Source organism: Syntrophus buswellii (assembly GCF_046097065.1).
Taxonomy (GTDB): Bacteria; Desulfobacterota; Syntrophia; order Syntrophales; family Syntrophaceae; genus Syntrophus; species Syntrophus buswellii.
Window position 1 is genome coordinate 1,970,787 of record NZ_CP175563.1, and the last position, 13,463, is coordinate 1,984,249.

Sequence of the window (13,463 nt, forward strand, 5' to 3'; positions counted from 1 at the left end):
CGGAAAGATCAGGGAAGCCCAGAAAGATAATGATGAGGCATGATAAAACACTGAAACACTGCTTTCTGTATTTTCTCATGGGCGCTTGGTTAACATAAGAAAACTCATTATGTCAACCTTATTTTTTATCAGCTAATTCCTTAAGCCAAACTTAAAAATTCGGCTGAGGATTTCCGCCATGATCCTCTTGAATTTCAGGAGCATAAAATAACCCGATGTGTCTGATATAATATGGAAAAGCATTCTTCAGAACAAAAGGCGGGGACTCATCCTTCCCAACGTCGATGGAGGGGTTCCAGGCCCGGATCGCCCTGGACTGTTTGCGCAGCGTGTTCGTTTTTTATCTTTTTTTTGTCACAGGGGCATGAAGAGCCGGAACGTCTTGCCCGTTTCGATGTCCCGCACCATCAGCCGAAGCTCCCGGGCTTTTTTCGCCTCCCCGGGAAAGAAAAGGAATCCATGAGCGATTTCTCCCGCCTGGATGGCCCTTTTTTCCAGAGAACGGGTAGCGAGATCTTCGTTGATTTCCCGCTGGACGTCAGCATCGGTCATCCCCTTGATTCCTCCAAGGGTTGCTCCGGCAGCGGCTCCGATGGCCGCACCCTTCCCCAATGCCTCCCCGACATTGGTCCCTGTGACGATGCCGACGGCTGCTCCAAGAAGGGCCCCTGCCGCACCACCCAGCAAGCCCGTGGTCGCCGCTTCAGGGGCCACCTTTCCGAATTTGGTCGCCTTCTCGATCCGGTCATACGCCATCCGCGCGTCAAGAATCGGCCACATGTTGCTTTCTTCATCGATCAGCCAGGTCTGTTCCGGAATGATTTCCAGGGGCGAGGGCCCCTTGTTGTCAAAAACAACCTGAACAGGAAGGATTCCGGCGCCGCGGATGTCAAAGCCGAATGCATTCTGGGCCTCCCGGTTGTCATCATAGGACCGTGAGGCAATCTGAGCACCGGCCGCCGACTGGACATTGGGGTAGGCGGCAGGGACTTTGAAGGGAACCACCTGCCTTTCATACCTTGTACAGGCAGAAAGAACGAAGATGGCGACAAGTACAGGAATGATACAACACCAGACATTTTCTTTCTTCATCATGACACATGTTCTCCTTGATGCAAACGGCGATTCTTTTTCCGGCATACCTGCCGCGACCACGGATGAGAGCAGGCATCTTCCGCAGGTCAGCGACGGAAGGACAGTTCCCGGATCTTCTTTCTGGATTTTTCACCCCACTCCGTATCGGGCGCCAGCCGGATCACCTCCTGGAACGCCTCTTTCGCCTTCTCCCTGTTTCCCTGCTCGACAAAACATTGCCCGATCCAGTAATAGGACTCTGCCAGGGCGGGAACCAATTCTACCGACTTCTGCAAATGCTTGAGGGCTTCATGGGGACGCCCGGAGGCGAGAAGGGCGATTCCCCAGTTCTTTTCGAGAAATGGCAAATCGGCGGGTTCAGGGTTCTGTGTGCTCGCCAGGCCGTACTGCTGCAGTGCGGCCGCATAACTCCCCTTGTGGTAATAGGCCAGCCCCATATTGTAATGAGCTTTTGCCGGTGTGTCGTAAAGGATGTTGGCCAGGGCCTTTTCAAAGGATTCTATGGCCAGATCCCACTTTTCCATGTTCAGATAGATCGTCCCTAGGAAGTTGTGCGCCTCCGAGTAGTTGTTATCCAGGCTGATGGCTTTTTTCATCTCTGCGATGGCGAGCTCCTGAAGCCCTTTGCCGCTGTAGGCGATCCCCAGCAGGTAGTGGATCTTTGGATTCGCTTCCCCCAGCTTCTCCGCCTTGAGCAACTCCTTCAGTGCGGAGTTATATTCCCCCGATTGCATATAGGCGACCCCTATGTTCATATGGGATTCCGCCTGCTCCTGATTGACTGTGACACATCCCGCCACAAGAAAAAGCCATGAAAACCATACCCCGACGGTGAAAGAAAAGACCCTGGTTCGCCTCTGGCCGGTTCTGCCGCTGCCGGCAGGGAAAAGCTCTCGATTACGATCGTCCTTCATCTTGCGCTGTCTGCCCCCTTGGAATATTTTCCCTTGTTTCCGTTAATCCACCAATCACTCTTATCCTGAAACCACCAGTCGGAGGAATCCGTCTCCAGGATCTGATTCGCCGTTTCACGCGCGCTGTCCGTGCAGAGGCGTTGAATGGCGAAGGTAATCCACTCTCTACTGTATTTATTACCAAGATCCCCGTATTCCTTCAACTGAAGAATCAAGGCGAGCTGATCCGCATCACGGACAATGAGAGACTCCCGGGTCTTTCCCTCGTTGAATTCATCAATGCATGCCTTGATCTCTTCCCCGAAGAAGAGGGTGTCCGTCAGCTCACGGACCGCTTTGCCTTCGTCCACCGTCACGTATTTTTTGTTCACGTAGTTCATATCGCCTGTCCTGGCTTCGGGAAGGTCATGGAAAAGGCACATTTTTAACACCCGGCGCTCGTCAATGTCCTGCTCCAGCTTGCAGAGGGTATAACCGATGAAAATCGTCCGGAGGATGTGCTCCGCAACAGATTCACAACCCGAACCGAGAAATTGAAAACCCGTTCGCGGAGTCTTCTGCAGCATGCCGACTTCAAACAGAAAATTCACGATCTCTTTCACTTCGCATCCTTCTTCAACGTCTTGATCCGATTGGCCATCATTTCCGACACTTTTTTAACCTGGAGCTGCAGAGCGGCAATCCCCTCGGGCTTCATGGCCACAATCCTGTCCAGTTGATCCTTCCAATGCTCAATGACGGCCACTTCATTTTCCCGTACCCTTTTTTCAAACCGCGTCTGCACTTCCTTCAAAAAGGCTGCTTGATCCTCTTTAGCCACGGCGAACCCCCTTCTTTTCTTTGTGTTTCGAACCTCTTCATTCCTGTCCCGGTCCGGTCCGGCGGCTTCACCACCTCTTCACGGCGCTGCAGGCGGAGTCTCGGCCACGCAGCCCGTTCGTCCGCTGTGGAATGAAATGCGGCTGAAATGATGCCCTGTTTCTGCGGGAATTCCAGCGCCTGAATATCCGGGTAATGCGGCCTGCCTGCAAGGAATTCCCTAAATAATCCTTGAATTTCCTATAACATTTAACTAAATCTTGCAAACATGAAGTTGTCGTTGCCTTGACTTCAAAAAATTGACATTCCTCTACAAGTTCGATATGTACTTCAGGCACTTTAACTTTTGCGGTCATGGCCATGTCGATCGTGTCAACTCCATATGGAAACACCTTCTCGGCTGGCGGTCCTGTCGGCTTCTTCACGGATGCGGCGTTCTTTCCGCATCGCCTCTAAACCGCTGCCCGGCGATATTCAGCAACCATTGGAATGACCTGTCATTGACCACGACTTGAGGATACTTACATGAACAAATGCCTTCTGCTGTTCTTGATTCTAGGGTCCTGGTCTCTTCTGACACAGCCTATCCCCACTTCGGAAGCCAAGGAAGATACGGCCCATATGGTGCTCCGCAAAACCGCGGGAACCGGAAAGACAACTCAGGAGTATGTAGTCCGCAAGGGGGACAGCATCGATCGGATCGTCAAGCAATTTCTCAAGAACTCCGCGCACCGCTACACGCTCATCAGAGAACTGAACCCGGACTTGAAGGACCTTCACAGGATTTACCCCGGCCAGACGATTCTTCTTCCCGTCCTGGCAGAAGAAGGAAAGGAGTCCGTTGCCCCTGCACCGGCTCAGAACGGTCAGGTCGTCCCATACCAGGTCAAAAAGGGGGATTCCATCATTCGGATCCTGAAGCATCAGTTAAAGCTTCAAGAAGCCGAAGCCCACAAGGCTTTGCGGATTGTCAGCCAGGTGAATCCAGGGCTCAAGGACCTCAGCCGCATTTCGATCGGCCAGACGATCATGCTGCCGGCCATCAGCCTTCTGACGTCTTCACCGGCCGTTCAGCCCGAACAGAACGCCGAAAAGAGAAGGGTGGAGATCAAGCCCATCCTCCCGCCCGACAAGGACATGGCTCTCCTGAAACAGCTTCTCGGCAGAAGCCACGGAAATCTGAATCAGAAAGGCAGTTATTTTCTTCCCCTGCCGCAGATGGGGCGGGTTACGATTGACTGCAGCGCCATCCCGGTGGTGGAGTTTGACGACGGCAGCACCATTCTGCTGGATTTTGGAAACAGGATCCCGGACTCTCTGCAGAGGCTGATTAAAGCGAACTGGAAAAACTATTCCGTCCTCAAGGTCAAACCGTCCCAGGATATCTTCCTGATTCTCCAGGAAATCATGAACGCCTCGGGCTCCTATTCCATGCGAAGGGGGCTCAAACCAATCCTGTTGGAGAGGAATCCGCAGGTGCTGATTAATCTCGACTGGATCATCACAACAAAAAACCCCACGGCGGACAGACCTAGTTTTCATGGCATTCTCCTGGTTTCCGACAAAACGCGCCTCCTTCCCGGGCAGATCAGACAATATGCCTCCCAAAAAGGGTTTCAATTCACGGAAGTGGTCAATGGAGAGATTTCCTTCCCACCACCTGCCGACAAATCTCCTCCAACCCTGCAGCCGAAATCGATTGACGCCGTCGACCGGATGGATTTGATCTTTAACCTGTTGACTGAACTGGGCTACAGCCCTGCAAGAAACCAGGAGATCAGGCTCCTGGACAACAGCAGCGCCGGATTTCATCTGTCGCTGAAACCCGATATTCTCCTTAAAACAGAGTCACGCGAAATCCTCATGTTTACGAAAAAGCCCCCTCGGCAGTTTCTGGAGGTCCTGTCGAAGCAGAAAAAGGAGGTCCTCCTGGTCAATACCCGGCTTTCCAAAAAGGCCAATCTCAGCCAGGTTCTTTCGGCGCTTTCCCTTCCCGACGCCTTCGATAAACGTTACGCATTCTATATCGCCGAACGGGGCAGAAAAGCGACGATCACCGTCACCCTCTCCGCCTTGAAAATTGAACGGCCGAACCGCAGTCCCCTGTTTCTTGTCGACTGCAGCCTGGACCCCAATCTTTATTCCCTGCTTCATAAGGATTGGAATGTGGAACTGGTTCAATATTGATGACCCGGGGGCTTGCCGTATTTTCCGGAGGTCTTGACAGCATCCTTGCCGTCAAGGTCATCCAGGATCAGGGAATCGATGTCCTGGGGATCACCTTTGAAACCCCCTTCTTCAGCGCAGGGAAAGCCCGCCGCGCCGCCGCGCAAATCCGCCTTCCCCTGACCGTTCTGGACATTACCGACGAACATCTACGGATGCTTCTTTCCCCCAGGTACGGATACGGAAAGAACCTGAACCCCTGCATCGACTGCCACATCCTGATGATCAAAACGGCGGGGGATAGAATGGCTGAACTGGGAGCGGATTTTATCTTCACGGGTGAAGTTCTTGGACAGCGGCCCATGTCCCAGGGAAAGCAGATGCTCGAAGTGATTGCCAAAAATTCCGGATATCGCGATGATCTCCTGAGGCCGTTGTCCGCCAGGCTGCTGCCTGAAACCAGGCCGGAACGAGAGGGGATCGTTCAGCGTGACAGGTTATTGGACATTTCGGGACGGGGCCGGAAAATACAGATCGAACTGGCCGATTACTACGGAATATCCGATTACGACCCCCCTGCCGGCGGCTGCCTCCTCACCGATCCGATGTTCACCATACGGCTTAAGGATCTTTTCAGCCACAAACAAGATTTTTCCCGCCGGGATATTGAACTTTTGAAAGTCGGCCGCCACTTCCGTTTGAACGAATCAACCAAAATCGTGGTGGGCAGAAACCGCAATGATAATGAAACAATCCAGAAGTTGACGGAGAAAGGGGATGTCACGGTTTACATGACCTCTTTCCGGGGGCCCACCGTTCTGATTCCCGGGGGCGGCAGCGCTGAAGTGCTGCATCTGGCTGCGGCAATTTGCGCCCGTTACAGCGATGCCCCAAGGGATGCCGACGTCACCGTGACCTGCCTATGTGAAAGCCGGACCTCTTTTGTCGACGTTACGGCAGCCTCACCGGAAATCATCGCCACCTGGAGAATTTAGCGCCCCCTGTTTTTCCTCTTCATATAACCTGTACCCTGCGAAGGGCCTTTCGTTGAACACTCCTCGAGGAACAGCCCTTCGCCTTTTCCGACAGGCTCAAAAATTCCCATTCTTATCATGCAATACCGATGTTGTCGTTTGCCCCCGGAGGACATGGATGTGCTCCGCTTGAAATAGACGGAGCTTGACAAGTGTCGGATTAACACATAATATGTCATTAGAGGTAACAAATAGTCATTACAAAGAAGAATAACAACATTTTACGGAAAGGAGCCCTATATGTTTGAAGTCAGCGAAGACGCATCGAAAAAGATCAAACAGTTCCTTGAAGAACAAAAAAATGTCAGGCCTATCAGGATCCTGGTCTCTGAAGGCGGATGGCGAGGTCCATTTCTTGTGATGGCTATGGATGATAAGAAGGAGGATGATGAGGTTTTTACCGATAGAGGCGTGAGGTTTCTCGTGGAAAAATCTCTTTTTGAAAAGGCAAAGCCCATCAGCATCGACTACGTTCACTCCACCTTCGGTTCCGGCTACATCCTGAATTCGGAACTCTTGAAGCACTGGAAAGGCGGTGTGTTCGGGGGATGCAGGAACATCTGTGAAAGCTGTGAAGATTTCAAATAACGGGGATCCCCGCAGAAGCAGGCGGGGCACTGAACGTTCGCACAATTCATCCCGTTGAATTACGGAACCGACAGCCACCCCGACCGGACGCGCCTTCTGCAGGCGGCCTCCGGCCGGGGTTTTTATGTTTTGCTCCCCGGACGCGGCTTCGCTGTCCGATCCGTCCTGATCCATCCTTGCTTCCCCGATCATCGAAGGGCAGAGGGGTGCATTTCTTTGCCGCGGAGCCCAGAACCGATCGACGAGCCCCCCTTCATTTCTCCTGGTGCTGCGGTCGAAGGAGATCTTCAACTGTTTTGACGGGATTGAACGTCTCCAGGGGCACTTCGATCAGCACGGTGTTCCAGTCGGCCATGGCGCCATTCCACAACCCCGGGAGTTCCAGCGCATACAATTCTCTGCCCTTTTCCGTTTTCCGGGCAATGGAAATCGCCCTGGGATTCACAAATTGCCGCAGGTCGAACTTCCTAGACAAGTAATCCCGGACGCCGCAGACCAGATCCACGGGGTTGAAATGGGTTGCAGCCCGCCAGAGGGAGCGCTGTGACTCGGAGTTCGAGTCCACTTGAATCTCCTCAACGATCTGGAGGGACAACGCGCCGGTTTCGTCCTCAACCCAGAAAGGGCCGCCACCCGGTTCGCCGACGTTTCTGACAACACCGCAAACCCGCAAGGGACGGTTCAAGCGCTGGAAAACCTGTCTGCATCGTTCGGAGAGTGAAGCCCCGTTGAAAGCCGGTGGGAAGGAGAGGCACAGATCCCTCCGACAGAATGCGATGATCTCGGAGAGCTCGTCTTCGGTTAGTCCGCCTTCGGTCAACCTTGCGGCATAGGAGAAGATTCTCCTCTGCAGCCGTATGAGGTATCCCCCAAGAATCTGTTTGTACAACACCGTTGACGGCTTCAGGGAATCGGGGACGACATTGTCGATGTTCTTGATGAAGACGATGTCTCCATCCAGGGCATTCAGATTTTCCAGCAGTGCACCGTGGCCTCCGGGACGGAACACGAGGAAACCATCCAGATCGCGGAAAGGGGCCTTCTCCAGATCGACGGCAATGGTGTCGGTATGGGCATGCTGGATGGAAAGGGACAGATCGAATGACGCATTCCACCGTTTCTCATAGATCTCGTCAATCCGCCTGAGAAATTCCTGAATCGCCCCTTCGTGCTCGGCAGAAACCGTAAAGTGGACACGGCACCTTCCCTGAGCATCCTTGACATAAAGCGCCGCTTCCACAAGATGTTCTTCAATAGCCGTCCGCGAGCCTTCCGGAGATAAGTGAAACTTCAGAAGCGCCTTGGGCAGTTGACCGTAGCTGAGGCCGTCCGCGGCCAGAACCGTTGACAGGATCGGGCAGACATCTCCTTTTTCCAAAAGGTCATCGAGATTCCTCCCCGCTTTGGCCAAGACGGATTTCAAATCTTCAAAAAAAGCGTACTTTTTCAGATCCCTCAAAAATTTCGTTCTCGAATCCTCATCCTGCAGTCCACCGGCATCCAGAATCCGGTACCAGTCCTTGAACATGCGACTGGCCGCCCCTGAAGCGGGAACAAACTTCAGCATCCGCCCGGCCCCGGCTTCTTCCTCGTGGAGACGGACCAGCTCCCCGCCCTCCTCCTCGCCGACGACGAAGATCCCATCCTGGAGGGTACAGGGACGATTCAATTTCAAAGGAGCCGCCCCTTCCCGAAAAATCCTGATCTGCTCCATCGCCTGCTCAACAGACAATCCCCGCTCCTCAATCTGAGCCTTATCCTGATCGGAAAATATACGTTGTAACGTCATGGTCATATCCCTCTGGTTGCGTTCCCTGGTATCGGGGCATCGATCTTCAGCCCGCTGCATGGTTTTCCTGTCTTTGCGTCGCCTTTGCGGATGGCATTCTTCAAGCACGGATCATGGGGAATCATTCCGCCAGGCGTTACGATCCGCTTTTCCTGCCGCTGTTTCTTCTGCGGATCCTGTCCTTGACAAACCGCTTATTCTCCCTCTGTAAGCGGGATATGTCCTTCTGTCTCCGGCTGACCCTTTCCCTGGACATGGCTTTCTTCTCCGTCCGGCCTGCAATGCGATTTTCCACCCGTCCGCAGCGGCTGCAGATCAGGCCCGGCATCCTGTTTTCCACCTCTTTGCCTTTCATTTTACCACAATACCTTCCCGTTTTACATTGTTTACTGGATCGCCGCCGCCTGGTGCCGTGGAGTTTCTGCCGGACAGGCATAAGCTCCGCACCCGCCTCTCTCAGGATAAAAGCCTTGACAGCTCTGTTTCTATGAATGTATAACCCCGTAAAATATCAGCTCAGAGGAGGTTTATGCAAATGACGGTAAAAAAACTTGGTGTTCTTGGCGCCGGCGCCATGGGCGGCGGGATTGCCCAGCATGCGGCTCAACTTGGCGTTGAAATCGTTCTTGGCGATATTGATATGAAGTTTGTCGACGGCGGGATTGCCCGGATGGAAAAGCTGATGGCCGGCTCCATCAAAAAGGGAAAAATGACGGAAGCGGAGGCGAAGGCCGCCATTGGAAGAATCAAGAAAACCGTCCAGATGGAAGATTTTGCCGACTGCGACTTTGTCATCGAAGCCATTATCGAAAACCTGAAGATCAAGCAGGATGCCTTTGCAAAACTCGATTCGGTGGTCCGTCCGGACACCATTCTGGCATCGAATACCTCGTCCATGTCCCTGACTGAAATTGCCGCCGCCACCAAACGGCCGGACCGGGTCGTCGGCATGCATTTCTTCAATCCTCCTCAGGTCATGAAGCTGGTCGAAATCATCCGGGGATATTTCACCTCCGACGAGACCGTCAAGGCTACGGAAGACTTCACCAAACAGCTCAACAAGATCTCCGTCGACATCAAGAAGGATGCCCCCGGCTTCGTCGTCAACCGCATCATGATGGCCTCGGCCGTGGAGGCCCTGAAGCTTTACGAGGAAGGCGTAGCCACCATGGAAGACATCGACAAGGCGGTCAAGCTCGGCCTGAACTACCCCATGGGCCCCTTTGAGCTGATGGATCTGGTGGGTGCGGACATCAACAAGCACATCCTGGATTATTTATTCGCCGAAACCGGTGAAGTCCGCTGGAATTCTCCCCTCTCCCTCAAGCTGAAGACGAAGGCGGGCCAGCTGGGCCGAAAGACCGGCGCGGGCTGGTACAAATACGAATAGGCAAGGGGGTTTTAGAGATGGCATATGAAATGATCCTTTTGAACATTGAAGGCAGAATCGCCACCATATCGCTCAACCGGCCTCCGATGAACCCACTGAACAGCGTCATCCTCCGGGAAATCACGGAAGCCATAAGTGAAATCGAAGCGGACGAAAACGTCAAGGTCGTTATTGTCAACAGCGTTGGCGAGAGAGCTTTTGCGGCAGGCGCCGATGTCAAGGAAATGGTGAACCTGACCCCCGTGGAACTCTACGATTTCTGCCAGGGCTTCCGCAAGGCCTGCGAAAGCCTCAACAGGTATGCTCTCCCCGTAATCGCCGTCATCAAGGGGCTGACTCTGGGAGGCGGATGTGAACTGGCCATGGCCTGCGATTTGAGAATTGCAGCGGAAAATGCCAAGTTCGGTCAGCCGGAAATCAACCTGGGCATCCTTCCCGGCGCCGGCGGAACGCAGCGATTGACCCGGCTGATCGGTCCGGCCCGCTCCAAGGAGATGATCCTGACAGGGGATATGATTGACGCAGCGACAGCCGAGCGCTATGGCCTGGTCAACAAGGTGGTTCCCCTTGAGGACGTTGACAAGGCGGCGATGGAGCTGGCGGAAAAGCTGGCATCGAAGCCCAAAGTGGCCCTCAAGATGGCCAAGGCTGCCATCAATGCCGGACAGAACGTCGATCTCGGAAGCGGGCTTGATTTTGAAATTCTCAGCTTTGCCTTAGCGAGCGCATCCGAAGACAAGCTCGAGGGGATGACGGCCCTGCTGGAAAAGCGGAAAGCGAACTTCAAAGACAAGTAACCCACGACCCTGTTCCTGAATTCCTTGTTTGGAAGGGTGAGCGTGCACGCGCCGAAAAAAACGCTCATCCTTCCGGACTGTTCATTCTTCACTCAGCCTCTTTTTGTCCCGACCAGCCTCACGGCCCATTTACTTCAACCTACGATCCCGCTTTTTTAACGTAGGGATTTCATAAGGAAGCAGCCATGATCAGCGAATCCGTTCTCGTTGAACTGCAGAATATCTTGGGCAGGGAAGATGTCCTCACCGCCAGGGAAATTTTGAAGACCTATTCCTATGATGGAACATCACAGTGGACCCATGAACCCGATGCGGTCGTTTTCCCTCGGACCGCCGAACAGGTATCCGCCATCATGAAACTGGCCAACGCCCACAGGATCCCCGTGACGCCGCGAGGCGGTGGAACGAATGTCAGCGGCGGGTCCATTCCCGTCCTGGGCGGCATTGTGCTGTGCACCACCAAGATGGACAAAATCCTCAACATCGACAGGGAAAATTTTACGGCAACGGTCGAATGCGGAGTAGTCCTGATGAATTTCAACACCCGCCTCGCCGCGGAAGGGCTCTTCTTTCCCCCGGATCCCCAGAGTTTTCTGGCTGCGACCATCGGGGGCATTGTGGCGGAAAACGCCGGAGGACCCGCCGGCGTCAAATACGGTGTCACGAAGCAGTATCTCCTGGGCCTGGAAGTTGTTCTGCCCACAGGCGAGATCATTCAGCTGGGAGGGCGCACCGTAAAGAACGTTGTGGGATACGACCTGACGATGCTCTTCTGCAGTTCTGAAGGGACGCTCGGCATCATCACCAAGGCGGAATTCAAGGTCAATGCAATCCCCCCCGCGAAAAAGACGATCCTGGCCATTTACGACGACGTCGCCGTCGCCGGCGAGAACGTCTCCCTGGTGCTGAAAAGCGGCGTTACCCCGGCCAAGATCGAGCTTCTGGACAACTGGCTTATTCACCGCATCGAAGAAGCCTCTCCCCTGGGACTGCCCGGGGAGGCCGATGCGGTCCTGATCTTTGAAGTGGATGGAATGGCGGAAGCTGTTGAAAAAGAAGCGGATAAGATTATTGAAATCGCCAGGATGAACGGAGCCAGGGAGGTGCGGCCCGCCAGGGACCAGGACGAGGCGAATCGCTTCTGGATGGCCCGCCGCGCCGGATTTGCCATGATCTTCGGCAGGGCCCCCACGGTCCTGGCGGAAGACGTCACCGTCCCCCGCGGCCAGATTCCCGCTCTGATCCGGAAGTGCCGGGAGTTATCCAGAAAATACGATCTTGAAATTGTGGTCATGGGCCATGCCGGGGACGGCAACCTTCATCCCTCGGTTCTGACGGATATCAAGGACAGGGAACATTTTGCACGTGCTGAAAAAGCCGTCGAGGGAATTATCGAGGCGGCCCTCGAGCTGGGCGGGGTTCTTTCCGGAGAGCATGGCATCGGGTTGGAGAAGCAGCGGTTTTTCCGACGGGCCCTGGGACCGACCGTTACCGATCTGATGAAGAACATCAAATCCCTGGTTGACCCGAACAACATCATGAACCCCGGCAAGATATGGGACTGAACCGATAACGAGACAGGCGTTGGAAGATTTGAACGAGCTTAAAAAAATTGAACAATACGTCGACCAGTGCATGAAATGCGGGTTCTGCACCTTCTTCTGCCCGATTTACCAGGAAGAGCTCGTGGAATCTTCCGCGGCTCGAGGCAAGATATTCCTGACGAAGCAGGTCCTAAAGGGCGGGCAGCAGCTCAGCGATCAGGCAATGGACATCATCGGAAAATGCCTTCTCTGCAAGGCCTGCGCAGTCAATTGCCCGGCAAAAACCCAGGTTGATCGTGTCATTGTCGGGGCCAGAGCCGAGCAGGTCCGGCAGCAGGGGCTTCCTCTTGTCAAGAGGCTGATCTTCCGCCACGTGATGGCCAATCGCCGGCTTTTCGGATGGACCGTGAAACTCGCCTCGAAACTCCAGTGGATGATACCGGGAAAGCAGGGCAAAATGAAGCACTTGCCTGATTTTCTTAAAGCATTGGGGCAAGGAAGGAACATCCCGGCCATCTCCAGCGTTCTCCTCCGGGATCAGGTTCAGGAAGTGAATCCGCCCTGGGATTCGAAGGCGCCCAGAATGCGGGTGGGATATTTCATGGGGTGCGCCACCGATTTTATTTTCACCGAAACAGGCCTTAAAACCATTGAATTTTTAACCAGACACGGGATTGAAGTCGTTGTTCCCAAAGCACAGAGCTGCTGCGGCGCCGCCATTTATTTCAGCGGCGATTTAGAGACGGGCAGAATGCTCGCTTACAGGAACATGGAAGCCTTCAAGGACCTTGACTATGTCGTCACGACCTGCGCCACCTGCAGTTCCAGCCTCAAGGACTATAAAGTCTACCTTCCTGAAAACGACAAGCAGAGGAAGGAATTTGAGGATTTTTCGAAGAAGATCAAGGACGTGACGGAATTTCTCGTGGATGTTCTGGACATTCCGCCTCAAGAATTTCATCTGAGGAAGGAGTTTCAGGGTAAAACCATCACCTGGCATGACCCCTGCCACCTCGTTCGCTACCAGAACATCCGCAACCAGCCTCGCCGGATTCTTCAGGCTCTTCAGGGATCGACCTACGTTGAAATGCCCAACGCCGACCGCTGCTGCGGCATGGGAGGATCCTTCAGCATTTACCACTATGATCTGACCAAGAAAATCGCCGACAGGAAAGTGGAAAGCGTGAAAGCCACCTCTGCCGATATCGTCGTAACGGCCTGCCCCGGCTGCATGATCAACCTGGCGGACCATCTCCAGAGAGCGGAAATGCCGCAGCAGGTGCGCCATCTCATGGATCTTTTTGAGTGAGGGGATTGAGGCGCCAAC

The 13,463-nt window shown here is 53.9% G+C and carries 13 protein-coding genes; 7 read left to right on the forward strand and 6 right to left on the reverse strand.

Translation table 11 applies throughout. The annotated features are described in order from the left end of the window. Positions 1–354: 354 nt before the first annotated feature. The 4 genes from ACJ77P_RS08965 to ACJ77P_RS08980 all read right to left on the reverse strand — a co-directional run bounded on the left by ACJ77P_RS08965 (position 355) and on the right by ACJ77P_RS08980 (position 2,829). Positions 355–1,095, reverse strand: a complete 741-nt coding sequence (locus ACJ77P_RS08965; RefSeq protein ID WP_367358958.1) for a hypothetical protein — start codon at positions 1,093–1,095, stop codon at positions 355–357. An 86-nt stretch (positions 1,096–1,181) separates the two neighbouring features. After that, positions 1,182–2,009, reverse strand: a complete 828-nt coding sequence (locus ACJ77P_RS08970; protein WP_367358957.1) for a lipopolysaccharide assembly protein LapB — start codon at positions 2,007–2,009, stop codon at positions 1,182–1,184. Next, complete coding sequence (locus tag ACJ77P_RS08975) at positions 2,006–2,611, reverse strand: HD domain-containing protein (RefSeq protein ID WP_367358956.1); 606 nt, start codon at positions 2,609–2,611, stop codon at positions 2,006–2,008. Before ACJ77P_RS08975 ends, ACJ77P_RS08970 begins: the two co-directional genes overlap by 4 nt. Continuing rightward, positions 2,608–2,829 (reverse strand): hypothetical protein, encoded by a 222-nt coding sequence (locus ACJ77P_RS08980; RefSeq protein ID WP_367358955.1) that lies wholly within the window; start codon positions 2,827–2,829, stop codon positions 2,608–2,610. The genes ACJ77P_RS08975 and ACJ77P_RS08980 overlap by 4 nt, the downstream gene beginning before the upstream one ends. A 524-nt stretch (positions 2,830–3,353) precedes the next feature. Between ACJ77P_RS08980 and ACJ77P_RS08985 the strand changes: the two genes are divergently transcribed. The 3 genes from ACJ77P_RS08985 to ACJ77P_RS08995 all read left to right on the forward strand — a co-directional run bounded on the left by ACJ77P_RS08985 (position 3,354) and on the right by ACJ77P_RS08995 (position 6,616). Continuing rightward, on the forward strand, positions 3,354–5,015 hold the full coding sequence (locus ACJ77P_RS08985; RefSeq protein WP_408998039.1) for a LysM peptidoglycan-binding domain-containing protein: 1,662 nt from the start codon (positions 3,354–3,356) through the stop codon (positions 5,013–5,015). Continuing rightward, positions 5,015–5,989 carry a tRNA 4-thiouridine(8) synthase ThiI gene (locus tag ACJ77P_RS08990; RefSeq protein WP_367358953.1) on the forward strand — a complete coding sequence of 325 codons (975 nt, stop codon included), beginning with the start codon at positions 5,015–5,017 and terminating at the stop codon, positions 5,987–5,989. The genes ACJ77P_RS08985 and ACJ77P_RS08990 overlap by 1 nt, the downstream gene beginning before the upstream one ends. A 279-nt stretch (positions 5,990–6,268) precedes the next feature. Then, a complete protein-coding gene (locus tag ACJ77P_RS08995) occupies positions 6,269–6,616 on the forward strand; it encodes an IscA/HesB family protein (RefSeq protein WP_367358952.1) in 348 nt (115 codons plus the stop codon). 253 nt (positions 6,617–6,869) lie between these two features. Here ACJ77P_RS08995 and ACJ77P_RS09000 read toward each other — a convergent pair whose 3' ends face one another. Then, entirely contained in the window at positions 6,870–8,465 is a 1,596-nt protein-coding gene (locus ACJ77P_RS09000) for a DUF4301 family protein (RefSeq protein WP_408998040.1), read from the reverse strand. A gap of 76 nt (positions 8,466–8,541) precedes the next feature. After that, a complete protein-coding gene (locus tag ACJ77P_RS09005) occupies positions 8,542–8,760 on the reverse strand; it encodes a hypothetical protein (protein ID WP_367358950.1) in 219 nt (72 codons plus the stop codon). A gap of 180 nt (positions 8,761–8,940) precedes the next feature. Between ACJ77P_RS09005 and ACJ77P_RS09010 the strand changes: the two genes are divergently transcribed. From ACJ77P_RS09010 to ACJ77P_RS09025, 4 genes are all read left to right on the forward strand, one after another. Beyond that, a complete protein-coding gene (locus ACJ77P_RS09010) occupies positions 8,941–9,795 on the forward strand; it encodes a 3-hydroxyacyl-CoA dehydrogenase family protein (RefSeq protein WP_367358949.1) in 855 nt (284 codons plus the stop codon). A 17-nt stretch (positions 9,796–9,812) separates the two neighbouring features. Further along, positions 9,813–10,592, forward strand: coding sequence for an enoyl-CoA hydratase/isomerase family protein (locus ACJ77P_RS09015; RefSeq protein WP_367358948.1), 780 nt, complete (start codon positions 9,813–9,815; stop codon positions 10,590–10,592). 185 nt (positions 10,593–10,777) lie between these two features. After that, positions 10,778–12,157 (forward strand): FAD-binding oxidoreductase, encoded by a 1,380-nt coding sequence (locus tag ACJ77P_RS09020; protein ID WP_408998041.1) that lies wholly within the window; start codon positions 10,778–10,780, stop codon positions 12,155–12,157. 19 nt (positions 12,158–12,176) lie between these two features. Then, positions 12,177–13,445 (forward strand): (Fe-S)-binding protein, encoded by a 1,269-nt coding sequence (locus ACJ77P_RS09025; RefSeq protein ID WP_408998042.1) that lies wholly within the window; start codon positions 12,177–12,179, stop codon positions 13,443–13,445. The last annotated feature ends 18 nt before the right edge of the window (positions 13,446–13,463 follow it).

Bases quoted from the DNA above. Each gene is read 5' to 3' on its own strand.
- ACJ77P_RS08965 (WP_367358958.1), bottom strand. From the start codon at position 1,095: ATGATGAAGAAAGAAAATGTCTGGTGTTGTATCATTCCTGTACTTGTC.
- ACJ77P_RS08970 (WP_367358957.1), bottom strand. From the start codon at position 2,009: ATGAAGGACGATCGTAATCGAGAGCTTTTCCCTGCCGGCAGCGGCAGA.
- ACJ77P_RS08985 (WP_408998039.1), top strand. From the start codon at position 3,354: ATGAACAAATGCCTTCTGCTGTTCTTGATTCTAGGGTCCTGGTCTCTT.
- ACJ77P_RS08990 (WP_367358953.1), top strand. From the start codon at position 5,015: ATGACCCGGGGGCTTGCCGTATTTTCCGGAGGTCTTGACAGCATCCTT.
- ACJ77P_RS08995 (WP_367358952.1), top strand. From the start codon at position 6,269: ATGTTTGAAGTCAGCGAAGACGCATCGAAAAAGATCAAACAGTTCCTT.
- ACJ77P_RS09000 (WP_408998040.1), bottom strand. From the start codon at position 8,465: ATGCAGCGGGCTGAAGATCGATGCCCCGATACCAGGGAACGCAACCAG.
- ACJ77P_RS09005 (WP_367358950.1), bottom strand. From the start codon at position 8,760: ATGAAAGGCAAAGAGGTGGAAAACAGGATGCCGGGCCTGATCTGCAGC.
- ACJ77P_RS09010 (WP_367358949.1), top strand. From the start codon at position 8,941: ATGACGGTAAAAAAACTTGGTGTTCTTGGCGCCGGCGCCATGGGCGGC.
- ACJ77P_RS09015 (WP_367358948.1), top strand. From the start codon at position 9,813: ATGGCATATGAAATGATCCTTTTGAACATTGAAGGCAGAATCGCCACC.
- ACJ77P_RS09020 (WP_408998041.1), top strand. From the start codon at position 10,778: ATGATCAGCGAATCCGTTCTCGTTGAACTGCAGAATATCTTGGGCAGG.